The 23,201-nt window shown below is 62.2% G+C and carries 18 protein-coding genes; 7 read left to right on the top strand and 11 right to left on the bottom strand.

What is annotated here, in order from left to right; translation table 11 throughout:
* The first annotated feature begins 45 nt into the window (after positions 1–45).
* The gene (locus tag AC07VU_RS16035; protein WP_007926940.1) at positions 46–768 is read left to right on the top strand and encodes a glycerophosphodiester phosphodiesterase; all 723 of its coding nucleotides are present in this window, start codon (positions 46–48) and stop codon (positions 766–768) included.
* Positions 769–810: 42 nt separating this feature from the next.
* Here AC07VU_RS16035 and sthA read toward each other — a convergent pair whose 3' ends face one another.
* Together sthA and AC07VU_RS16025 are read right to left on the bottom strand one after the other, a co-directional pair.
* Positions 811–2,205 carry a Si-specific NAD(P)(+) transhydrogenase gene (gene sthA / locus AC07VU_RS16030; protein ID WP_007926939.1) on the bottom strand — a complete coding sequence of 465 codons (1,395 nt, stop codon included), beginning with the start codon at positions 2,203–2,205 and terminating at the stop codon, positions 811–813.
* Positions 2,206–2,406: 201 nt separating this feature from the next.
* Positions 2,407–3,384: an FAD:protein FMN transferase gene (locus AC07VU_RS16025; RefSeq protein ID WP_495030132.1), complete on the bottom strand. Its 978-nt coding sequence runs from the start codon at positions 3,382–3,384 to the stop codon at positions 2,407–2,409.
* A gap of 373 nt (positions 3,385–3,757) precedes the next feature.
* Here AC07VU_RS16025 and AC07VU_RS16020 point away from each other — a divergent pair, with 373 nt between their 5' ends.
* Positions 3,758–5,056 (top strand): MFS transporter, encoded by a 1,299-nt coding sequence (locus AC07VU_RS16020; protein ID WP_092418195.1) that lies wholly within the window; start codon positions 3,758–3,760, stop codon positions 5,054–5,056.
* Between the two features lie 104 nt (positions 5,057–5,160).
* On the opposite strand, the gene AC07VU_RS16015 is transcribed toward AC07VU_RS16020, so the two are convergent.
* Positions 5,161–6,624, bottom strand: coding sequence for a glyceraldehyde-3-phosphate dehydrogenase (locus AC07VU_RS16015; RefSeq protein ID WP_007921292.1), 1,464 nt, complete (start codon positions 6,622–6,624; stop codon positions 5,161–5,163).
* 350 nt (positions 6,625–6,974) lie between these two features.
* Here AC07VU_RS16015 and mfd point away from each other — a divergent pair, with 350 nt between their 5' ends.
* Genes mfd through AC07VU_RS16000 form a run of 3 tightly spaced genes read left to right on the top strand, consistent with a single transcriptional unit; the run spans position 6,975 to position 13,703 of the window.
* Entirely contained in the window at positions 6,975–10,424 is a 3,450-nt protein-coding gene (gene mfd / locus AC07VU_RS16010) for a transcription-repair coupling factor (protein ID WP_495030131.1), read from the top strand.
* A 10-nt stretch (positions 10,425–10,434) separates the two neighbouring features.
* Entirely contained in the window at positions 10,435–10,998 is a 564-nt protein-coding gene (locus AC07VU_RS16005; RefSeq protein ID WP_092418193.1) for a CsiV family protein, read from the top strand.
* A gap of 11 nt (positions 10,999–11,009) precedes the next feature.
* Positions 11,010–13,703 (top strand): DEAD/DEAH box helicase, encoded by a 2,694-nt coding sequence (locus tag AC07VU_RS16000; RefSeq protein ID WP_457275979.1) that lies wholly within the window; start codon positions 11,010–11,012, stop codon positions 13,701–13,703.
* A gap of 105 nt (positions 13,704–13,808) precedes the next feature.
* Here AC07VU_RS16000 and AC07VU_RS15995 read toward each other — a convergent pair whose 3' ends face one another.
* From AC07VU_RS15995 to AC07VU_RS15985, 3 genes are all read right to left on the bottom strand, one after another.
* Entirely contained in the window at positions 13,809–14,552 is a 744-nt protein-coding gene (locus tag AC07VU_RS15995; RefSeq protein WP_274306079.1) for an S-methyl-5'-thioinosine phosphorylase, read from the bottom strand.
* An 11-nt stretch (positions 14,553–14,563) separates the two neighbouring features.
* Positions 14,564–15,562: a beta-N-acetylhexosaminidase gene (gene nagZ, locus AC07VU_RS15990; protein ID WP_175534822.1), complete on the bottom strand. Its 999-nt coding sequence runs from the start codon at positions 15,560–15,562 to the stop codon at positions 14,564–14,566.
* A gap of 204 nt (positions 15,563–15,766) precedes the next feature.
* The gene (locus AC07VU_RS15985) at positions 15,767–16,474 is read right to left on the bottom strand and encodes a TetR/AcrR family transcriptional regulator (RefSeq protein ID WP_495030130.1); all 708 of its coding nucleotides are present in this window, start codon (positions 16,472–16,474) and stop codon (positions 15,767–15,769) included.
* Positions 16,475–16,726: 252 nt separating this feature from the next.
* On the opposite strand from AC07VU_RS15985, the gene lexA reads away from it, so the two are divergent.
* Positions 16,727–17,335: a transcriptional repressor LexA gene (gene lexA, locus AC07VU_RS15980; RefSeq protein WP_007921301.1), complete on the top strand. Its 609-nt coding sequence runs from the start codon at positions 16,727–16,729 to the stop codon at positions 17,333–17,335.
* 10 nt (positions 17,336–17,345) lie between these two features.
* The gene (sulA, locus tag AC07VU_RS15975; RefSeq protein ID WP_274306078.1) at positions 17,346–17,819 is read left to right on the top strand and encodes an SOS-induced cell division inhibitor SulA; all 474 of its coding nucleotides are present in this window, start codon (positions 17,346–17,348) and stop codon (positions 17,817–17,819) included.
* A gap of 104 nt (positions 17,820–17,923) precedes the next feature.
* Here sulA and AC07VU_RS15970 read toward each other — a convergent pair whose 3' ends face one another.
* The 5 genes from AC07VU_RS15970 to topA all read right to left on the bottom strand — a co-directional run bounded on the left by AC07VU_RS15970 (position 17,924) and on the right by topA (position 23,188).
* On the bottom strand, positions 17,924–18,157 hold the full coding sequence (locus AC07VU_RS15970; RefSeq protein WP_009042980.1) for a hypothetical protein: 234 nt from the start codon (positions 18,155–18,157) through the stop codon (positions 17,924–17,926).
* Positions 18,158–18,267: 110 nt separating this feature from the next.
* On the bottom strand, positions 18,268–18,822 hold the full coding sequence (locus AC07VU_RS15965; protein ID WP_062823098.1) for a LemA family protein: 555 nt from the start codon (positions 18,820–18,822) through the stop codon (positions 18,268–18,270).
* On the bottom strand, positions 18,823–19,857 hold the full coding sequence (locus AC07VU_RS15960) for a hypothetical protein (protein ID WP_274306077.1): 1,035 nt from the start codon (positions 19,855–19,857) through the stop codon (positions 18,823–18,825). It abuts the gene before it with no gap.
* A 51-nt stretch (positions 19,858–19,908) separates the two neighbouring features.
* Entirely contained in the window at positions 19,909–20,433 is a 525-nt protein-coding gene (locus AC07VU_RS15955) for a DUF6586 family protein (protein WP_007921306.1), read from the bottom strand.
* A gap of 142 nt (positions 20,434–20,575) precedes the next feature.
* Entirely contained in the window at positions 20,576–23,188 is a 2,613-nt protein-coding gene (gene topA / locus AC07VU_RS15950) for a type I DNA topoisomerase (protein ID WP_007921310.1), read from the bottom strand.
* Positions 23,189–23,201: the final 13 nt, after the last annotated feature.

Here is a 23,201-nt window from a genome sequence, read left to right as displayed (position 1 = left end):
GCAGCACCGACCATCTAATGGAAAAATTTCCGTGAAGGAGCAATCGTGACCCTGATTTATGGCCACCGCGGCGCTAAAGGCGAAGCACCGGAAAACACCCTGACCAGCTTCCAGCAGTGCCTCAAGCATGGAGTGCGCCGCTGCGAACTGGACCTGCACCTGTCCATGGACGGCGAGTTGATGGTGATCCACGACCCGACCCTCAAGCGCACCACCGACCGCCGCGGCAAGGTGGTCGAACACAGCGCCGAAGAACTGGTGTCCTATGACGCTCGCAAGGGCGGCCCGGGCTGGGTCACGCCCTGCCCGATCCCGCGCCTGGAAGAACTGTTCGAAAAATGCGACTTCGAGCACTGGCAGCTGGAGGTCAAGAGCGCTTCGCGCACCCGTGCCGCCACCACGGTGTTGGCGATTCGCGAGATGGCGCAGCGTTTCGGCCTGCTGGACAAGGTCACCGTCACCTCCAGCTCACGGGAAGTGCTCAAGGCGGCTGTCGAGCTGACCCCGGATCTGTCGCGCGGGCTGGTCGCCGAATACGCCTGGCTCGACCCGCTGAAGGTCGCGCAAAGCTACGGCTGCGAGATTCTGGCGTTGAACTGGACACTCTGCACCCCGGAGCGGCTGCAACGGGCGCAGCGTCAGGGCTTGCATGTGTCGGTGTGGACAGTCAACGAGCCTGCGCTGATGCGCAGGCTCGCCGACTTCGGCGTAGACAGCCTGATTACAGACTTTCCCGGTTTGGCCAGCGCCACGCTCGAGAGTTACTGAAATCGGTCTCCCCGGCCGGCTCAGGCCACCGGCCGGAGTCGCTCAAAAAAGCCGGTTGAGGCCGTCGTAAGCGGCTACCCGATAGGCTTCGGCCATGGTCGGGTAGTTGAACGTGGTGTTGACGAAGTACTTCAGGGTATTGAGCTCACCCGGCTGGTTCATGATTGCCTGGCCGATGTGCACGATCTCCGAAGCCTGGTAACCGAAGCAGTGCACGCCCAGGACTTCCAGGGTTTCGCGGTGGAACAGGATCTTCAGCATGCCTTGCGGCTCACCGGCGATCTGCGCGCGGGCCATGCTCTTGAAGAAGGCCTTGCCCACTTCGTACGGCACCTTGGCCTGGGTCAGTTCCTGCTCGTTCTTGCCGATCGAACTGATCTCCGGAATGGTGTAGATCCCGGTCGGCACGTCGTTGACGAAGCGCCAGCTGCCGTTGTCGACGATGCTGCCGGCGGCCGAACGCCCCTGGTCATGGGCGGCACTGGCCAGGCTCGGCCAGCCGATCACGTCGCCGGCGCCGTAGATGTTCGGCACGCAGGTGCGGTAGTTCTCGTCCACCTCGATCTGGCCACGGCTGTTGACCTTGACCCCGATGTTTTCCATGCCCAGCCGGTCGGTATTGCCGGTCCGGCCATTGCACCAGAGCAAGGCGTCGGCCTTGATCTTCTTGCCCGACTTGAGGTGCAGGATCACGCCATTGTCGAGGCCTTCGACGCGGTCGTATTCCTCGTTGTGGCGCACGGTGATGTTGTTGTTGCTGAAGTGGTAGCTCAGCGCCTGGGAGATCTCGGAGTCCAGGAAGCTCAGCAACTGGCCGCGGTTGTCCACCAGCTCGACCAGTACCCCCAGGCCACTGAAGATCGAGGCGTATTCACAACCGATCACGCCAGCGCCGTAAACGATGAGTTTGCGCGGGGTGTGGCCGAGGCTGAGGATGGTGTCGCTATCGTAGATACGCGGGTGGTGGAAATCGATATCGGCCGGGCGATACGGACGCGAGCCGGTGGCGATGATGATGTGCTTGGCCACCAGCTTCTCGACCACACCGTTGGCGCAGACCACTTCGATGGTCTGCTCGTCGGCGAAGCTGCCGGTGCCGAAGAACACGTCGACCCGGTTACGCGCGTAGTAGCCGGTGCGCGAGGCGACCTGCTTGGAGATGACCTTCTCGGCGCTTTTCAATACGTCGGGGAACGAGAACCAGCGTGGCTCGCCAATGGCCCGGAACATCGGGTTGGTGTTGAACTGCATGATCTGCCGGACCGAGTGACGCAAGGCCTTGGACGGGATGGTGCCCAGGTGGGTGCAGTTACCGCCGACCTGGCGACGGCTATCGACCATCGCTACCTTGCGCCCAGCTTTCGCGGCGTTCATCGCCGCACCTTCTCCAGCGGGGCCTGAACCCAGCACCACTACGTCGTAGTTGTAGACAGCCATGCGTACTCCTCAGAACAGGCCGCGGCACCCGATGTGGCACCTGCGGCTAAATCATGCCGCGGCCAGCGGCATGAAGGATCAATTTGGCTCGGTTACGAACCCGGGCACAGTCTATAGAAGCGTCAACGCCGCGCACATTAACCCTTGGTCGCGTCGCCGGCTACTTTTGCCTGCGACATCGCGCCGCGGCACCGCGCAAGATTACTGCTTTTGTCCGGCAAACAGGCGATCAAACGCGCGGTTGCTGCGTGTGACGAAGCCTGTATCGGCGCGAATCACAAAAAATGCGGCGATATCGTGTTTTTCCGCGTAATCCCAACCGCGCTCGGGACCGAGGATCAGCAGCAGGGTCGACAAACCATCGGCCATCACGGCCGCGGGATGAATCACCGTGACCGAAGCCAGCCCATGCTCGACAGGCCTGCCGGTGCGGGCGTCGAAGGTGTGGGAATAACGCTGTCCGTCGCGCTGGAAATAATTGCGGTAGTCGCCGGAAGTCGAAACCCCATAACCATCGACGGCGATGACCCGCTCGGCCAGCTGTCGATCGCCCCGCGGCTCCTCCAGGGCAATGCGCCACGCCGAACCGTCGGGTTTCCTGCCGACTGCCTTGAGTTCGCCAGTGGCTTCGACCAGGTAACTGTCGATGCCCATTTCCGCGAACCTGGCGGCAATCCGGTCCACCGCATGACCGGCGGCGATGCTGTTGAAATCCACCTCGACCGCGGCGTCCTTGCACAGCTGGTCGCCCTCGATACGCAGATGGGTATAGCCGACTCGCTGCCGCACCTGCGCCAGCGCCGTATCGCTCGGCACCGCTTCCCCGCGCCCCTGCGGACCGAAGCCCCAGAGGTTGAGCAACGGCTCGACCGTCAGATCGAAGGAGCCCTGGCTGTCCCGCGACAGCTGCTGGCCAATCTCGATCAATCGCAGGACCGCCACCGGCATCACCTGGCAGCTATTGGCCGGCAGGTCGTTGAAGCGTTCGATGTCCGAGTCGCTGCGATAGGTCGACATCTGCCGGTCGACCTGCGCAAGTATCCGCTCGACCTGGGCCTGCACCTCACTCGGCGCGGCCAGCCCTGCCCGCCTCACGTACTTGATCGAGTAGGTGCTGCCCATGGTCGGGCCGCCAAAGCTTTCCAGCGAATCGCCCCGGCCGCATCCGGCCAGGGCCATTGCCAGAACGACAGGAAGCCACCCTCGCACCCAAGATCCACCCAGCAAGACTTCGCCTCCCGACAATCGATTTCCCTCTCGGTTTCGTCCGACCAGGGCGGGCCATTATGCGGCAGACAGCGCGGATTTGATGCAGGCCGAACCCGGCTCATCGCGAGCTCGCTCCTGCGGGTTTATTCCGCGAACTGGCTGGCAATAAATCCCGAGCCGTCCATCTACTTAGCAAGCAAGCTAAGAGTTTTTGTTGCCTCGGCAGACTCATACACATATTGTTACAAACTGTCTGGCCTGCGGCTTAGCTGCCCCAGACCGTGCAGCCAGGACGGATAACGACCAGGGATCGCTAACAAAATAGCCAAAGTGAGTGAATAAAATGTCCACGACCACGGGCAAAGGCAAGGCGATCTTTCGCGTTGTCAGCGGCAACTTTCTGGAGATGTTCGACTTCATGGTCTACGGCTTTTACGCCACGGCCATTGCCAAGACCTTCTTCCCTGCCGACAGTGCTTTCGCGTCATTGATGCTGTCGCTGGCGACCTTCGGCGCCGGCTTCCTGATGCGCCCGCTGGGCGCGATCTTTCTTGGCGCTTATATCGACCGTCATGGCCGGCGCCGGGGCCTGATCATCACCTTGCTGCTCATGGCCGCGGGCACCGTGCTGATCGCCTGCGTCCCGGGTTATGCCACCCTCGGCGTCGCCGCGCCGTTGCTGGTGCTGCTCGGCCGCTTGCTGCAGGGCTTCTCTGCCGGTGTGGAACTGGGTGGCGTCTCGGTTTACCTGGCGGAAATCTCCACTCCGGGCCGCAAGGGCTTCTTCGTCAGCTGGCAATCGGCGAGCCAACAGGCCGCCGTGGTCTTCGCCGGCCTGTTGGGCGTTGGCCTGAACCACTGGCTGAGCCCGGAACAAATGGGCGACTGGGGCTGGCGCATGCCGTTCCTGGTGGGCTGCATGATAGTGCCGGCGATCTTCATGATCCGTCGTTCGCTGGAAGAAACCCCGGAGTTCCAGGCACGCAAGCACCGCCCTACCCTGCGGGAAATCATCCGTTCCATCGGCCAGAACTTCGGCATCGTCCTGGCCGGCATGGCACTGGTGGTGATGACCACTGTGTCCTTCTACCTGATCACCGCCTACACCCCGACCTTCGGTAAGGCCGAATTGCAGCTGTCGGACCTGGACGCTCTGCTGGTCACCGTGTGCATCGGCCTGTCGAACTTCTTCTGGCTGCCGGTGATGGGCGCCGTCTCGGACAAGGTCGGGCGCAAGCCGCTGCTGCTGGCGGCGACCGTCCTGGCGATCCTCACGGCTTATCCGGCCCTGTCCTGGCTGGTGGCCAACCCGAGTTTCAGCCACCTGCTGATCGTCGAGCTGTGGCTGTCCTTCCTCTATGGCTCATACAACGGCGCCATGGTGGTGGCTCTCACCGAAATCATGCCGGTTGAAGTGCGCACCACCGGCTTCTCCCTGGCCTACAGCCTGGCCACCGCCACCTTTGGCGGCTTCACGCCGGCGGCCTGCACCTACCTGATCCATGCGCTGGACAACAAGGCGGCGCCGGGGATCTGGCTCAGCGGCGCGGCGGTGCTGGGCCTGATCGCGACCCTGGTGCTGTTCCGCGGCAACAAGCATGAACTGCGCACTGCGCAGGCAGCAGTAGTGGGTGGTGCCTGATCGACCGCGAAAAGGCCCGCCCAATCAACTCATCTCGCCACCCATCAAACGCCACAAACAAAAACGCCCCGACAAGTCGGGGCGTTTTCATGTGCGGCTAAGGCTTAGCGCGGGAACGCAGGCGGGTTCACACCGGCCATGTCTTCCATCACGCGAACCACCTGGCAGCTGTAACCGAATTCGTTGTCGTACCAGACGTACAGAACAACGCGGTTATCCTGGGTGATGGTCGCTTCAGCGTCCACCACACCGGCGTGGCGCGAGCCCACGAAGTCGGTGGAAACCACTTCCTGGGAATTGACGAAGTCGATCTGCTTGTGCAGATCGGAGTGCAGCGCCATGTAGCGCAAGTACTCGTTCATCTCTTCACGGGTAGCGGCTTTCTCAAGGTTCAGGTTGAGAATGGCCATCGACACGTTTGGCGTCGGAACGCGGATCGCGTTACCGGTCAGCTTGCCGGCCAGCTCAGGCAGGGCCTTGGCGGCAGCGGTGGCAGCACCGGTCTCGGTGATTACCATGTTCAGCGCGGCGCTACGGCCACGACGATCGCCCTTGTGGAAGTTGTCGATCAGGTTCTGGTCGTTGGTGTACGAGTGAACGGTTTCGACGTGACCGTTGACGATGCCGAACTTGTCGTTCACGGCCTTGAGCACCGGCACGATGGCGTTGGTGGTGCAGGAAGCGGCGGAAACGATCTTGTCGTCAGCAGTGATTTCGGCGTGGTTGATACCGTGAACGATGTTCTTCAGCTTGCCTTTGCCAGGCGCGGTCAGAACGACGCGGTCGATACCCGGGCAGGCCAGGTGCTGACCCAGGCCGTCGGCGTCACGCCATACACCGGTGTTGTCCACCAGCAGCGCGTCTTTGATGCCGTACTGGGTGTAGTCCACCTCGGTCGGGTTCTTCGCGTAGATAACCTGGATCAGGTTGCCGTTGGCGGTGATGGTGTTGTTGGCTTCGTCGATGGTGATGGTGCCGTTGAACGAACCGTGCACCGAATCGCGACGCAGCAGGCTGGCGCGCTTGGTCAGGTCGTTTTCGGCGCCTTTGCGCACCACGATGGCACGCAGGCGCAGGCCGTCGCCGCCACCGGTTTTTTCGATCAGGATGCGCGCCAGCAGACGGCCGATACGACCGAAGCCGTACAGGACCACGTCGGTGCCTTTGCGGGGCGAAGCATTTTGCTGGCCAACCACGTCAGCCAGTTCTTCGCGAACGAATTGCTCGGCGGTGCGGCCATTGCCTTCGTTACGGAATTTGAACGCCAACTTGCCCAGGTCCACCGAAGCCGCGCCGAGCTTGAGCTCGCTCATGGCCTTGAGCAGTGGGAATGTTTCGTGGACGGAGAGTTCGCTATCGTCGGAAGAGCGATGGCGAGCAAAGCGGTGAGCTTTGAGAATCGCGATGACAGACTGGTTGATCAGGCTGCGGCCATAGATCGAACTCACCACATTGTTATTGCGGTAGAGCTGACCGATAAGCGGAATCATCGCTTCTGCGAGCGCTTCACGGTCGATCCATTCACCAAGACACTGGTCGGGCTTCTGAGTCACGGGAACCTTCCACATGTAGGGGCTGAAAAAAGGGGCTACATTATGCAGCCGAGTCCCCTGCGTAGCAATGCGCGCCTGTCGCGCGGAACGTAACAAAAACCCATCCGGAAAAAACACACCCCGCTCCAGCCCAGTAAATACGCGGGTTCCAGAAAGGCCTCATTTTGCGCGGTATCCCAGCGTTGTCTGTAACCCTCCGTAACACCGCCCCGATTCGGCACTACATTTCCCGCCAAGAAACGCGTTTTTTTGTCATAACCACTACATTTTCCGCAACCGCGTAATAGACACATCAGCAACTGACAGCCGGTACGCCGGACCGCTACAATTACCGACTTTGTCGCAACGCTGGAGCTCAACCTTCCGTGCCCGTTCTGCGTCTACCGCAACTCCCTGCCGCCGCCGGCAAACAGCACTGGGGCAATCTGCCCGGTGCCGCCCTCAGCCTCGCCATTGCCGAGGCTGCCAGCGCCGCCAAGCGCTTCACCCTGCTGCTGACCGCCGACAGCCAAAGTGCCGAACGGCTGGAGCAGGAGCTGAGTTTCTTCGCCCCGGATTTGCCCGTGCTGCATTTCCCGGACTGGGAAACCCTGCCCTACGACCTGTTCTCGCCGCACCAGGACATCATCTCCCAGCGGATCGCCAGCCTGTACCGGCTGCCGGAGCTGGAGCATGGCGTGCTGGTGGTGCCGATCACCACCGCCCTGCATCGCCTGGCGCCGACCAAGTTCCTGCTGGGCAGCAGCCTGGTGCTGGACATCGGTCAGAAGCTGGATGTCGAACAGATGCGCACTCGCCTGGAAGCCAGCGGCTATCGCTGTGTCGACACGGTCTACGAGCACGGCGAGTTCGCGGTGCGCGGCGCCCTGATCGACCTGTTCCCGATGGGCAGCAAACTGCCTTATCGCATCGACCTGTTCGACGATGAAATCGAGACCCTGCGCACCTTCGATCCGGAAAACCAGCGCTCCATCGACAAGGTCGATTCGGTGCGCCTGCTGCCGGCGAAAGAATTCCCGCTGCAAAAAGAAGCCGTCACCCGCTTCAAGGCCCGTTTCCGCGAACGCTTCGACGTCGATTTCCGCCGCAGCCCGATCTTCCAGGACCTGAGCAGCGGGATCACCCCGGCCGGTATCGAGTATTACCTGCCGCTGTTCTTCGAAGACACTTCGACCCTGTTCGACTACCTGCCCCAGGACACCCAGGTGTTTTCCCTGCCGGGCATCGAACAGGCGGCCGAGAACTTCTGGAACGACGTGCGCAACCGTTACGAAGAACGCCGCGTCGATCCATCCCGTCCTTTATTGCCGCCTGCCGAATTGTTCCTGCCGGTGGAAGACTGCTTTGCCCGCCTGAAAAGCTGGCCGCGGGTGGTTGCCAGCCAGCAGGACATCGAGGCCGGTGGCGGCCGCGAGCGCTTCCCGGCGCAGCCCCTGCCCAACCTCGCCATCGAAGCCAAGGCCAATCAGCCGCTGGCGGCCCTGGCGAATTTCCTCGATGAATTCTCCGGACGCGTACTGTTCACCGCCGAATCCGCCGGGCGCCGCGAGGTGCTGCTGGAGTTACTGGAGCGCCTGAAGCTGCGGCCGAAGACCGTCGACAGCTGGCCGGACTTCGTCGCGGGCAAGGATCGCCTGGCGATCACCATCGCACCGCTGGACGAAGGCTTGCTGCTGGACGATCCGGCCCTGGCGCTGGTGGCCGAAAGCCCGCTGTTCGGCCAGCGCGTGATGCAGCGCCGGCGCCGGGAGAAACGCGCCGACGCCAACAACGATGCGGTGATCAAGAACCTCACCGAGCTGCGCGAAGGCGCGCCGGTGGTACATATCGATCACGGCGTAGGCCGCTATCTGGGCCTGGCCACCCTGGAAATCGACAACCAGGCCGCAGAATTCCTCACCCTCGAATACGCCGAGGGCGCCAAGCTCTATGTGCCGGTGGCCAACCTGCACCTGATCGCCCGCTACACCGGTAGCGACGATGCCCTGGCGCCGCTGCACCGCCTGGGTTCGGAAACCTGGCAGAAAGCCAAGCGCAAGGCCGCCGAGCAGGTGCGCGATGTCGCCGCCGAACTGCTGGACATCTACGCTCGCCGCGCGGCCCGCGAAGGTTATGCCTTCGCCGATCCGAAAGCCGACTACGCCACCTTCAGCGCCGGCTTCCCGTTCGAAGAAACCCCCGACCAGCAAACCACCATCGAAGCGGTGCGCGAGGACATGCTCGCGGCCAAGCCGATGGATCGCCTGGTCTGCGGCGACGTCGGTTTCGGCAAGACCGAAGTGGCGATGCGCGCCGCTTTCATCGCCGTGCACGGCGGCAAGCAAGTGGCGATCCTGGTGCCCACCACCCTGCTCGCCCAGCAGCACTACAACAGCTTCCGCGACCGCTTCGCCGACTGGCCGGTGAGCGTGGAAGTGATGAGCCGCTTCAAGTCCGCCAAGGAAGTGAATGCCGCGGTGGCCGACCTGGCCGAAGGCAAGATCGACATCGTCATCGGCACCCACAAGCTGCTGCAGGACAATGTGAAGATCAAGAATCTCGGGCTGGTGATCATCGACGAAGAGCACCGCTTCGGCGTGCGCCAGAAAGAACAGCTCAAGGCCCTGCGCAGCGAGGTCGACATCCTGACCCTGACCGCCACGCCGATTCCGCGCACGCTGAACATGGCGGTGTCGGGCATGCGCGACCTGTCGATCATCGCCACGCCACCGGCCCGACGCCTGTCGGTGCGCACCTTCGTCATGGAGCAGAACAAGAGCACGGTCAAAGAGGCCCTGCTGCGCGAGCTGCTGCGTGGCGGCCAGGTCTACTACCTGCACAACGACGTGAAGACCATCGAGAAATGCGCCGCCGACCTCGCCGAACTGGTGCCGGAAGCGCGCATCGGCATCGGCCACGGGCAGATGCGCGAACGCGAACTCGAACAGGTGATGAGCGACTTCTACCACAAGCGCTTCAACGTGCTGATCGCCTCGACCATCATCGAGACCGGCATCGACGTGCCGAGCGCCAACACCATCATCATCGAGCGCGCCGACAAGTTCGGCCTGGCCCAGTTGCACCAGTTGCGCGGCCGGGTCGGTCGCAGTCACCACCAGGCCTACGCCTACCTGCTGACGCCACCGCGCCAGCAGATCACCCCGGACGCGGAAAAGCGCCTGGAGGCGATCGCCAACACCCAGGACCTCGGCGCCGGCTTCGTGCTCGCCACCAACGACCTGGAAATCCGCGGCGCCGGCGAACTGCTGGGGGATGGCCAAAGCGGGCAGATCCAGGCGGTGGGCTTCACCCTTTATATGGAAATGCTCGAGCGCGCGGTGAAAGCCATCCGCAAGGGCGAGCAGCCGAACCTCGACCAGCCGCTGGGTGGTGGTCCGGAAATCAACCTGCGCCTGCCGGCGCTGATTCCCGAAGACTACCTGCCGGATGTGCACGCGCGACTGATCCTCTACAAGCGCATCGCCTCGGCCACCGACGAGGACGGCCTGAAGGACCTGCAGGTGGAGATGATCGACCGCTTCGGCCTGCTGCCGGAACCGACCAAGAACCTGGTACGCCTGACCCTGCTGAAACTGCAGGCCGAGCAACTGGGCATCAAGAAGGTCGACGGCGGCCCGCAGGGCGGTCGTCTCGAGTTCGCTGCCGATACCCCGGTGGACCCGCTGGCGCTGATCAAACTCATCCAGGGCCAACCCAATCGCTACAAATTTGAAGGCGCCACGCTGTTCAAATTCATGGTGCCGATGGAACGTCCGGAAGAACGCTTCAACACATTGGAGGCGCTGTTCGAGCGCCTCACCCCGAAAACTGCTTGAAGGACGCCCCATGCGCCTGTTTCGCTCACTGACCTTGCTCCTGACCCTGGTCGCTCCCTCGGCGTTTGCCGACATGTATCAGGTCGAAATGATTCTGGTCCGGCAGAACGCGGTTCCCGCCATCGTCAGCCGCGCCGCCCCCGAAGACTGGGCCGCCGGCGCCCAACGCCTGGGCGCCGACAGCCAGCGCACCCCGGCGCTGGGTGGCGTGGTCGAGAAACTCACCGCCAGCGGTGACTACAGCGTGCTGATGCACAAGGCCTGGCAACAGGCGCTGGACGAAAACCCGGTGAAAGTCGCGGTCAGCGAGGGCCAGGAACAGTTCGGCCAGTTCCCGATCGAGGGCACCCTGACCCTCAAGCTCGGGCGCTTCACCGATGTGGATGCGCAGTTCTGGGTCAACCGGATCGACAGCAACGGCCTGGTGACCGCCAGCGAACGCCTGAAACAGGAAAGCCACACCAAGAACGGCCAGCTCAACTACCTCGACAACGGCCACCTGGCCCTGCTGATCAAGATCACCTCGCTGTCGGCCCCCACGCCGCGCGAGGCGCCGCCTGAAATCGTGGACTGACAGAAGTCCCTATGCCCCCGACCCTGACCAAACCCCTGGCACCTTCCTGGGTCAGCCGATTCAAGGAACAAGCCCTGGAGCGTGGCCGCCGCTACGCCCTGGAGAACCGCGTCAGGATCGTCCAGGCCGGCGACAGCGTCATCACCGCCAGTTGCGAGGGCTCGGGGGGCAACGTCTATCGACAGACCATCAGCCTGCGCGAGTCGGCCAAGAACACCTTGCTGATGGTCGAAGCCTCCTGCACCTGCCCGGTGCGCAGTAATTGCAAACACATTGCCGCGGTGCTGCTGAAAATCGAGGAGACCCTGGCCTACCCGGCGGCGGCGAAAGACGCCAAGCTGCTGGAAAAACTCCAGGCCGTCCTGGAAAACCGCAGCCCCGCCCCGCTGCCGCAACAGATCGTCGACAACGTGCAACCGGTGCCCCGGTTGTGGCTGGCCAGTATCGAGTTCAGCGCCTTCGAACCGCGCAACGGCAAGATGCAGCGCTACATCCAGCACCGTGCCGCGCTGTCGTTCAGCTACCTGGAGGAATACGTCAGCGGGCAGAAAAACGCCGACGTGGTGATTCGCCAGGAACACCAGACCCTGCGCATCAGGCGCCAGCCGGAAGTCGAACAACGCTATCGCGAACAACTGCGGGCGCTGGGTTTCAAGATTGCCACCCGGCAAAGCAAAGCCCTGCCGGAAAGCGCCGGCGAGCTGTATGAAATGGTCAATGACAGCGCCTGGCTGACCTTCACCCTCAACGAACTGCCCAAGCTGCGCACCCAGGGCTGGGAGCTGCAGATCGACGACGACTTCGGCTTCGACCTGACCGCCGTGGACGACTGGTACGCCACGGTGGACGAAGCGCCGGGGCGCGACTGGTTCGATCTGGAACTGGGCATCATCGTCAACGGCGAGCGCCTGAGCCTGCTGCCGATCCTGCTCAACCTGATGCGCTCCCACACCGAGATCCTCAACCCGGAGCGCCTGGCCAGACGCCGCGACGACGAGCTGATCCTGGTGAACATTCCCGGGCGCCCCAACTCGCCCAACGGCCCCCTGCAAGTGGCCCTGCCCTATGGCCGGCTGAAGCCGGTGCTGGCCACCCTGGGCGAGTTCTATCTGCAGGAACCCGGCGAAACCACACTGCGCCTGAGCAGTGCCGACGCGACGCGCCTCAATCCGCTGGAAGACCTGCCCCTGCTCTGGGAAGGCGGCGAACACATCCGCTCCTTCGCCCAGCGGCTGCGCGACATCAAGGACTACTCGGCCCCCGCGCCGGCGGGCCTGAACGCCACGCTGCGCCCCTATCAGCTCGAAGGCCTGAGCTGGATGCAGTCCCTGCGCCAACTGGAGGTCGGTGGCATCCTGGCCGACGACATGGGCCTGGGCAAAACCCTGCAGACCCTGGCCCATGTGCTCAGCGAAAAGAACGCCGGGCGCCTGGACCGGCCGTGCATGGTGGTGATGCCCACCAGCCTGATCCCCAACTGGCTCGACGAGGCGGCGCACTTCACGCCGCAACTCAAGGTCCTGGCCCTGTATGGCGCCGGCCGCCATAAGCACTTCGCCCGGCTGAACGACTACGACCTGATCCTGACCACCTACGCGCTGCTGCCCAAGGATGTCGAGCAACTCGCCGCCCTGCCCCTGCATGTCCTGGTGCTGGATGAGGCGCAATACATCAAGAACCCGTCGAGCAAGGCGGCCCAGGCCGCGCGCGCGCTCAATGCCCGGCAGCGCCTGTGCCTGAGCGGCACGCCGCTGGAAAATCACCTGGGCGAGCTGTGGTCGCTGTTCCATTTCCTGTTGCCCGGCTGGCTGGGGGACGTGAAGAGCTTCAATCGCGACTACCGCGTGCCGATCGAAAGGCACGCCAGCGAAGTGCGCCTGCAGCACCTCAATGGGCGGATCAAGCCCTTCCTGCTGCGCCGCACCAAGGAACAGGTGGCCACCGAACTGCCGCCCAAGACCGAGATCATCCATTGGGTGGAGCTCAATGAAGCCCAGCGCGATGTGTACGAAACCATGCGCCTGGCCATGGACAAGAAAGTCCGCGACGAGATCACCCGCAAGGGCGTGGCCCGCAGCCAGATCATCATTCTTGAAGCGTTGCTGAAACTGCGCCAGGTGTGCTGCGACCTGCGCCTGGTCAACGAAGACGCGGTGCCGGCGCGAGGCAGCTCCTCCGGCAAGCTCGACAGCCTGATGGAGATGCTCGAGGAACTGTTCGACGAGGGGCGGCGCATCCTGCTGTTCTCGCAATTCACCTCAATGCTGAGCCTGATCGAAGCCGAACTGAAGCGCCGCAATGTCGCCTACGCCCTGCTGACCGGACAGACTCGCGATCGCCGCACGCCGGTCAGGGACTTCCAGGGCGGCAAGCTGCAGATCTTCCTGATCAGCCTGAAAGCCGGCGGCGTCGGCCTCAACCTGACCGAAGCCGACACCGTGATCCACTACGACCCCTGGTGGAACCCGGCCACGGAAAACCAGGCCACCGACCGCGCCTATCGGATTGGCCAGGAAAAGCCGGTGTTCGTCTACAAGCTGATTGCCCGCGGCACAGTGGAAGAGAAAATCCAGCACCTGCAGCAGGAGAAATCCGACCTGGCCGCGGGGGTGCTAGATGGGCGCAAGGCCGGGGACTGGAAGCTGCAGAGCGAAGACATCGAAGCCCTCTTCGCCCCGCTGCCCGACAAGAAAGGCGGACGCTGATCTGGAGCCGCTGGTGCAGCCTGCGATCGGCTGTGCAGCAGACGTAAATACCGTGGATTCAGGTTTTGCGAGCGCTACGCACTCGGTCGCAGCCTTCGGCAGCGGCTACAGGTTTGCCGCGAGGACCCGCGCCAGCGTCGCCTGCACCTTGCCCATGCCGTCCTGCAACGCCTGCTCGATCTCGGCCATGGTAATCACCGTCGCGGACTTGCCTGCCGCCGGGTTCACCACCAGCGCCAGGCAGGCGTAATCCAACTCCAACTCCCGGGCCAGCGCCGCTTCCGGCATGCCGGTCATGCCGACGATGTCGCAGCCGTCACGCTCCAGGCGGGCGATCTCCGCCACGGTTTCCAGGCGCGGGCCCTGGGTGCAGGCGTACACACCCTGGCTGCTGAATTCGCAGCCTTCGGCGGCCAGCGCGGCAATCAATTGCTGGCGCAGCGACTCGCTGTAGGGATAGCTGAAGTCGATGTGGGTGACCTGCTCCAGGTCGTCGGCAAAATAGGTGTGCTCACGACCGCTGGTGTAGTCGATCAGCTGATGCGGCACGCAGAAATGCCCGGAGCCCATCGCCGGATGAATGCCACCCACCGCGTTGACCGCCAGAATCGCCTCGGCGCCAGCCTGCTTCAGCGCCCAGAGATTGGCCCGATAGTTCACCTGATGCGGCGGGAAGCGATGGGGATGACCGTGACGCGCCAGAAACAGCACCTCGCGCCCGGCGTATTCACCCTTCTGGATATCCGCCGACGGAGCGCCATAGGGCGTATCCAGGGGCAAGGATTGGTGAATGCTCAAGCCTTCGAGCCGGGTCAGGCCGGTACCGCCGATAATCGCGTAAACCGTCATCGCAAAAGCCCTTAATCGATCAGTTGGGCATCTTTGAGGGCGCCGAGCGCCGTCAGCCAACGCGGATCCTGGCGGTAGTCGGTGCAAGCGAACGCCTGGCCACGCATCCGCGCAATACGCGCCGATGGCGTCACTTTCAGACGCTGGGCCGCGCTCAGGGCCAGCTCGGCCGCCGCCCGGTCGTTGCACACCAGGCCCATGTCGCAACCGGCCGACAGCGCCGCTTCGATCCGGCTCGCGGCATCGCCCACCACATGAGCACCGGCCATCGACAGGTCGTCACTGAAGATGACACCGTCGAACTGCAATTCACCACGCAGGATCTCCTGCAACCAACGGCGGGAGAACCCGGCTGGCTGGGCATCGACCTGAGGGTAGATGACGTGGGCCGGCATCACCGCCGCCAGCTGCTTGCTCAGGCGCGCGAAAGGCACCAGGTCCTTGGCGCGAATCTCGTCAAGGCTGCGCTCGTCATTGGGGATCGCCACATGGGAGTCCGCCTCGGCCCAGCCGTGCCCGGGAAAATGCTTGCCCGTGGCCGCCATGCCGGCGCTGTTCATGCCACGGATAAAGGCGCCTGCCAGCAAGGCGGCGCGCTCGGGGTCGCCCTCGAAGGAACGGGTGCCCACCACGGCGCTGCGCTGATGATCGAGGTCCAGCACCGGCGCGAAGCTCAGGTCCAGGCCGACGGCCAGCACTTCGGTGGCCATGATCCAGCCGCACTGCTCGGCCAGGTACTCGGCATTCGGATTGTCGGCGATGGCGCGCATGGCCGGCAGCCGCACGAAGCCCTGGCGCAGGCGTTGCACGCGACCGCCTTCCTGGTCCACCGCCAGCAGCAGGTCCGGTCGAATCGCCCGGATGGACGCGCTCAGCTCACGCACCTGCCGCGGATGCTCGATATTGCGGGCAAAGATGATCAGCCCACCCACTTCGGGCTGGCGCAGGAGTTGGCGATCTTCAGCCGTCAGCCAGGTACCGGCGACATCCACCATCAAGGAGCCTTGCAGGCCTGTGGTCATAGCAATTCCTTAGTAACGAAGTGCGCGCACGGCATCGCAGAAAGTGCTGGCGTGGCGCGGACGCACGAGTCCATTGCCGGCGGCAAGGCCCGGCAAGCGACGATCGGCGAAAGGTGTGAAGAGAGGTAGGAAACGAGAGTCGACATGGGCGGCTAGCTTAGCGGATGTAAGCTGCCGCGCCCACCCGGACGGTCAGGCCTTGGCGACCGCCGGAGTCGATTTGCTGCGCGGCTTGAGCTGCGCCGTGGCCATGGCATCGTCGGTGACGCCGGTTTCGGCGCGCATGCCGGCCGCGAGGAACGGCACCATCAGACGCATTACCTGCTCGATCGAGGTATTGACCCCGAAGTCGGTCTCGGCAATCGCACGCAAGGCCTTGATCCCCGACATGCTGAAAGCCGCCGCTCCCAGCATGAAGTGCACACGCCAGAACAGTTCGATCGGCGGGATGCGCGGCGCGGCTTCGTTGACCAGCAGCATGTAGCGGCGGAATACCTTGCCGTACATGTCTTCCAGGTAACGCCGCAGGTGCCCCTGGCTCTGGCTGAAGGCCAGGCCCAGAAGGCGCATGAAAATGGACAGGTCGTTGCCGCTGCGAGGCTGGACCACCAGGGCCTGCTCGACGAGGATTTCCAGCAGCTCTTCGAGGTTTGGCTTGCTGTCCGGCTTGGCCGAACGCCGCTCCAGCTCACGGTCGAGGCTGACGCAGAACGGCCCGAGGAAGCGCGAGAACACCGCCTGGATCAGGGCCTTCTTGGAACCGAAATGATAATTCACCGCCGCCAGGTTGACCCCGGCCTTGCTGGTGATCAGCCGCAATGAGGTTTCGGCAAAACCTTTTTCCGCGAACAACTGCTCGGCAGCATCGAGAATGCGTTCAACGGTTTCCGACTGGGCCATGGCTACTCCGCCTGACAAACACTTGTTTGAAACATACGTTTCAGCCCCAGCCTTGTCAAGCCTGCCTGTCCGTTTTGCGGCCGGTCAGTCAGCTATTTAATCATACCTGCCGCTTCCTGTAGCCAGCCACGCGACACCAGGCATGCGCAGTGGCGACCCGACCGTCCAGCGGCGATTGGAAAAAGGAGGATTGCCAAGCGGCATTCACTGTATATAATTCCAGTCACTGTATAAAAAGACAGAGCGATCGACATGCTAAAACTGACGCCACGCCAAGCTGAGATTCTGGCTTTTATCAAACGCTGCCTCGAAGACAACGGCTACCCACCGACCCGCGCGGAAATCGCCCAGGAACTGGGTTTCAAGTCGCCCAACGCCGCTGAAGAACACCTCAAGGCGCTGGCCCGCAAGGGCGCGATCGAAATGACTCCAGGCGCCTCCCGCGGCATTCGCATCCCGGGGTTCGAAGCCAAGCCCGACGACTCCAGCCTGCCCATCATCGGCCGGGTTGCCGCCGGTGCTCCAATTCTCGCCGAACAGCACATCGAAGAGTCCTGCAACATCAATCCGGCCTTCTTCCATCCACGTGCCGACTACCTGCTGCGGGTTCACGGCATGAGCATGAAGGACATCGGCATCTTCGATGGCGACCTGCTGGCCGTGCATACCACTCGCGAGGCCCGCAACGGCCAGGTCGTCGTCGCCCGCATTGGCGACGAAGTCACCGTGAAACGCTTCAAGCGCGAAGGCAGCAAAGTCTGGCTGATTGCTGAAAACCCTGAGTTCGCCCCTATCGAAGTCAACCTGAAAGATCAGGACCTGGTGATCGAAGGCTTGAGTGTCGGCGTCATTCGCCGCTAAAGGAGGCTGTATGCAGTTCCCTCACACACCACAGCATGCACAACTGCCACTGTTCGAAGCGTTCATGGCCCAACCCCTGGCGCCTATCCTCAAAGAGGTCGTCGAATCGCCCTGGAGCAACGAACCGGAAGCCTTCAGTGAACTGTCGTTACGCGGTGCCGCCGGGAACTGCCTGAGCCTGCTGGCGTCCATCCTCAGGGAACTGAGCCAGGACCAGGATGCGCGCTGGCTGACATTGATTGCTCCACCGGCCAGCCTGACCCAGGCCTGGTTGCGGGATGCCGGCCTGAACCGCGAACGGATTCTGCTGCTGCACCCGCGCGGCGCCCAAAGCGCGCAACAACTGGCTTGCGAGGCGCTGCGCCTGGGACGCAGCCACACCGTTGTCAGCTGGCTCAACCCGTTGAACAGCAGCGCCCGTCAGCAACTTATCAGCGCAGCCCGCACGGGCGACGCACAAAGCCTGAATATTCGTCTGGGCTGACCGCTAGAAGCGTCGATGGACACGCTTGAATGACACAAGGCTTCTCCAGGATTGAGAAGCCGAAAGGAGGCGACGAACGACAGCAAAAAAACCGACAAACGGACTCAGTGAAGAATCCGTGGCCCCTCTTCTTTCTCCAATTCGCCTTCAACCAGGCGACCCGCCATCTGCACACCCACGCTCAACATGGCCTTGGCCACCTCGACATGCTGGCCTTGCAAGAAGGCTTTGGCATCCTCTGAAAAGTCCAGAGTGACCAGAGAACCCTCGTCCTCGGCCCTGCGCAGCTCGATACGACCGTCTGGCAATTCGACAATTTCTAGAAAGGACGTTGGCATAAAGGTCTGTTCTCCACGAAAGGCCGGGATTATATCAGTCATCACCCCGACCTCGCGCGGGCCCAAACGGTTTTCTTTATTGGCCTGACGTTACAAACAGGCATTTGCCATCAGAAATTCGGCTTGTAATCAAAACTCGCGGCGGCTTCCTTATCGGAAAACGGCGTAATAGCCTGCTTCTTGTTGATGACCGTGTTGACCATCGAACTGGGGAACATCTGGATGCAGTTATTGAACTCCTCTACGGTCCGGTTGAAGACCGTAACGGCGGCTGCAATGTTCGCCTGCTGTTCGACGATTTCCTTCATCAACCCACTGACGATTCCCGCCGCCTTGAGTTCCGGATAGGCCTCAAAGGCCATGTTCAGACCACCCACCAGCTCCCTAGTGGCCATCTGCGTCGACTTCAGCGCCTCGCCACTGGCCGCCTCAGGCAACCTTCCGAGGGCCGAACGCAGGCCCACCACTTTTTCCAGCACGTTGCTTTCATAGATCTTGAAGCTGGAAGCCTGCTCCTCCAGGGCATCCAGCACCTTGATCTTCTGCCGCTCATACACGAGCACATCGGCCCATGCGCGCTGAGCACGGTTCCCTGCGCCGACAATCTTGTTGTAGTAGTACCAGAGGAGCCAGGCCACCAGTATCGCTGTAAGAAGGATGATCATTTACTGCTCCATATCCTGCGTTCTTTTCTTCGGTAGATTGAAATTGTCGTCATGCAACTCGGCAAACTGGTGCAACAGCTCCAGCACCGGCCTCAGGCGCGGCATCGTCGCCCCCTGCATCAAGCCGGCATGAAAGGCGACCGGCTCCGCAAGACTTACCGCCGAGGTAGCGATGCCGACCACATCATCATTGTTGAAGCTCACGCATAGGCGGCTCTGGGAGGAAAACTCGAAACTGACGTCTTTCAGCTCCTTGGCGATCTGCAGCAACTTGAGCACGGTGACCGGCGTGGCGAAAGTCGCGCAGGCCATCTCCGTCGCGCCAGTCAGGGTGAAGGCAGAGTTGAATTCCCGGGTCGTGGTCTTGTAGAGATGCTCGCGATCCATGGCTCGATGCTTGTCACCACGAACGGCAACCTCGGCCGTCCAGGGAAAATCGAACACCAGGCTATAGCGGTCATACCCAACATAGCGGGTTCTGGTTTCCCTTCGAGAACCGCCCTTGCCATCGGAAACCGATACTTCGTAGGTTTCCGTATCGACGTAATGCAGATGGTGGAAAGCGTAAGGCAGATCGTGCACCGCACCGTTATAAACGCCCAGCAGCGTGTTCTTGAGCTCACGGGAATAGTTACCCCGACGATAGTGCGCAAACTCATTCATCATCACGGGCAGGGTGAAAATCCCCGAAGCCGACGCATCACCTACACCAGCGCTGAGCAGAGCCGCTTTACGAATGATCTTCTGCGATAGCGCCTTCACCACATCCGGATGAATGAAGTGGTTGGCGCCACGCCGGCGCATCAGATAGATCCCGGGAATCAGCAACGGCCAGACCAGTATTCCGACAATGCACAGGCACCAGGCCAGTTTTTTTGAATTGGGATCTGAACGACTAAGGACAATAGGTTCGGGAAAATCGCGAATCTGCTCCACCGCCTTGAGCAAATCCCGGGACGAAGCAGCCGCGTCCGCCAGACGATCGACACGATCGAACAGCGCAGGCAGCGCATTCGTCTCTGTAGCTGAAGCCATTACTCATCCTTGAATGATTGGTCGTACTCGAAGATATCCGCTAGCGGCGGCTCAACACTCATTCAGGCCGTCACGGAAGCGAATCGCCAAAGCCTTGAGGTTCTGACGCCATTGCTCCAGCTCTTCCCGGCTCAGCTGCGGTGCCTGCTCTTCTTCATCGAGGTTCACTGCGACAATCAACGGCTGGGTGACATCGCCCTTGGGTTTATGCGGCACCCGCGGTGGCTGGAACATCGCCGAATGGGCGGCCAGCAGCTTCGCCAGCCAGGTCTCCGGGTTATGGGCCAGTTCCACCAGCTCGGCCAGCTCGGGGATGGCGATGCTTTCCAGCACCTCACGGGTCAGCAGCAGCTCCGCGCGGGGCGCATTGGCCTGTGGGAGGCGATAGAAGCCGGCGATTTCATGGCACAAGCCAAGCAGCGCACCGTACAGGTGAAACAACACTGACTCTCGTCCCGCCTGCACCAGCGCCTGAGCATTCATTGCCCCGCCCGCTTCGGCTCGCGCCAAGGCTTCCAGCGACAGGCCGGCGAAATAAATTTTCTGGTTGGTACGGGTATAGAGTTCGTGGGCCATGACGGCAATCTCCACAACGAATAGATACAGCAGGCTGGCCTTACAGTGTCATGGAACACTCCAGCCCACCGCAAGCCCAAAAGAAAGGCCGCGTACCCTTGAGAGGTTTACGCGGCCTTTTCAGAAGCGCCCGATGCAGACCTTAACGCTTGTCTTCGACCTTCCAGCTACCGCCGTCGTAGAACGCGCGCCAACCAGTCGGCTTGCCGTCGACTTCGGTCTGCACGTACTGCTCCTTGGTCTTGCGGCTATAGCGGATCACCGCCGGGCGACCGTCCGGGTCCTTCTTCGGTGCTTCGCAGAGGAAGTGATACTTCGGATCGATCTCGTCCTTGTGCGGAATCAGCTCAAGCACCAGCGGTGCGCGGGTTTCACGGTTTTTCGGGAACTGGCTGGCCGCCAGGAACAGACCCGATGCCCCGTCACGCAGGATGTAGGTGTCGTTGACCTTCTCGCATTTCAGCTCGGGCATCTTCACCGGATCCATCTTCGGTGGCGCCGCGTCACCGCTCTTGAGCAGCTTGCGGGTGTTCTTGCAGGTCGGGTTGGTGCACCCGAAGAACTTGCCGAAACGGCCGGTCTTGAGCTGCATCTCGCTGCCGCACTTGTCGCATTCCAGGCTTGGACCTTCGTAGCCCTTGATGCGGTAGCTGCCCTCTTCGATCTCATAGCCCGCGCAATCCGGGTTGTTACCGCAGATGTGCAGCTTGCGTTTCTCGTCCAGCAGATAGGCGTCCATCGCCGTGCTGCAGATCGGGCAACGGTGCTTGCCGCGCAGTACCAGCGACTCGGATTCACCCTCGTCGTCCGCGGCGATCTCATCGCCCGGCACCAGGTTGACGGTAGCCTTGCAGCGTTCTTTCGGCGGCAGGCTATAACCCGAACAACCGAGGAATACACCAGTGGACGCGGTGCGAATCTGCATCGGACGACCACAGGTGAGGCACGGGATATCGGTCATCACCGGCTGGTTGGCGCGCATGCCGCTGTCGCTGCCTTCGGCCACTTCGAGCTTCTTCTTGAAGTCACCGTAGAACTCGTCGAGGACGTTTTTCCAGTCGCGCTCGCCCTGGGCCACGTCATCGAGGTGCTCTTCCATACCGGCGGTGAAGCCGTAGTCCATCAGGTTGGAGAAGCTCTCGGACAGACGCTCGGTGACGATGTCGCCCATCTTTTCCGAATAGAAACGACGGTTGTGCAGCGCCACGTAACCACGGTCCTGGATGGTGGAAATGATCGCCGCGTAGGTCGAAGGACGACCGATGCCACGTTTTTCCATTTCCTTGACCAGGCTGGCTTCGGAGTAACGCGCCGGCGGCTTGGTGAAGTGCTGGCTCGGGTCGAGCTTGATCAGTTTCAGCACGTCGCCCTGCGCCATGTCCGGCAGGACATCATCGTCGCCCGGCTTGCTCATCTGCGGCATGACCCGGGTGTAACCGTCGAACTTGAGGATGCGGCCCTTGGCACGCAGCTCGAAGCCACCAGCGGCGACGCTGACGGTGGTCGACAGGTATTGCGCCGGCAGCATCTGGCAGGCCACGAACTGGCGCCAGATCAGCTCGTAGAGGCGCTCGGCGTCACGCTCCATGCCCGACAGCTTGCTTGGATGGGTGTTCACGTCGGACGGACGAATCGCTTCGTGCGCCTCCTGGGCCCCTTCCTTGCTGCTGTAGAAGTTCGGCGAGGACGGCAGGTATTTGTTGCCGAACTCTTCTTCGATATAGGTCCGCGCCATCGTCAGGGCATCAGCCGAGAGGTTGGTCGAGTCGGTACGCATATAGGTGATGTAGCCGGCTTCATACAGACGCTGGGCCATCATCATGGTTTTCTTCACCCCGAAGCCCAGGCGGTTGCTCGCGGCCTGTTGCAGGGTGGAAGTAATGAACGGGGCCGACGGTTTGCTGCTGGTCGGTTTGTCTTCGCGCTTGGCGATGGTGTAGGTCGACGCCTTGAGCTTCTCCAGCGCCGCCATGGCCTGGGCTTCGTTCAGCGGCTTGAAGGCCTCGCCGTTTTCCCGGGCCACTTCGAAGCGCACATTGGCGCCCTTGGCGGTGCCTAGGTCGGCATGAACTTCCCAGTACTCTTCAGGGATGAAGGCACGAATTTCGCGCTCACGCTCCACCACCAGCTTCACCGCCACCGATTGCACGCGACCGGCAGACAGGCCACGGGCGATTTTCGCCCACAGCAACGGCGAAACCATGTAACCCACCACGCGGTCGAGGAAACGACGCGCCTGCTGAGCGTTGACCCGATCGATATCCAGCTCGCCCGGCTGGGAGAAGGCTTCCTGGATCGCCTTCTTGGTGATTTCGTTGAACACCACGCGCTTGTAGCGGCTGTCATCCCCACCAATGGCTTCCCGCAGGTGCCAGGCAATGGCCTCCCCTTCGCGGTCCAAGTCCGTTGCGAGATAGATGGTGTCAGCATCTTTGGCGAGCCGGCGCAGCTCTTCGATGACTTTTTCCTTGCCTGGAAGGATCTCGTACTTGGCTTTCCAGCCGTGGTCCGGATCGACTCCCATGCGCGAGACCAGCTGCTTGCGCGCCTTCTCCTTGGCCGACAGCGCCGGTGCTTCACCAGCAGCCGCCTTGCCACGCTTGGCGGCAGGCTCTTTGGCGGCGCTCGCCGAACCACTGGTGGGCAGGTCTCGGATATGGCCGATACTCGACTTCACCACGTATTGGTTACCCAAGTACTTGTTGATGGTCTTGGCCTTAGCCGGGGATTCCACAATGACCAGCGATTTGCCCATGGATCGGAAAATT

Source organism: Pseudomonas sp. GW821-FHT02B10 (genome assembly GCF_059421865.1).
The sequence above is the reverse complement of the archived record's forward strand: the minus strand, read 5'-3'. Positions and strand labels throughout refer to the sequence as shown.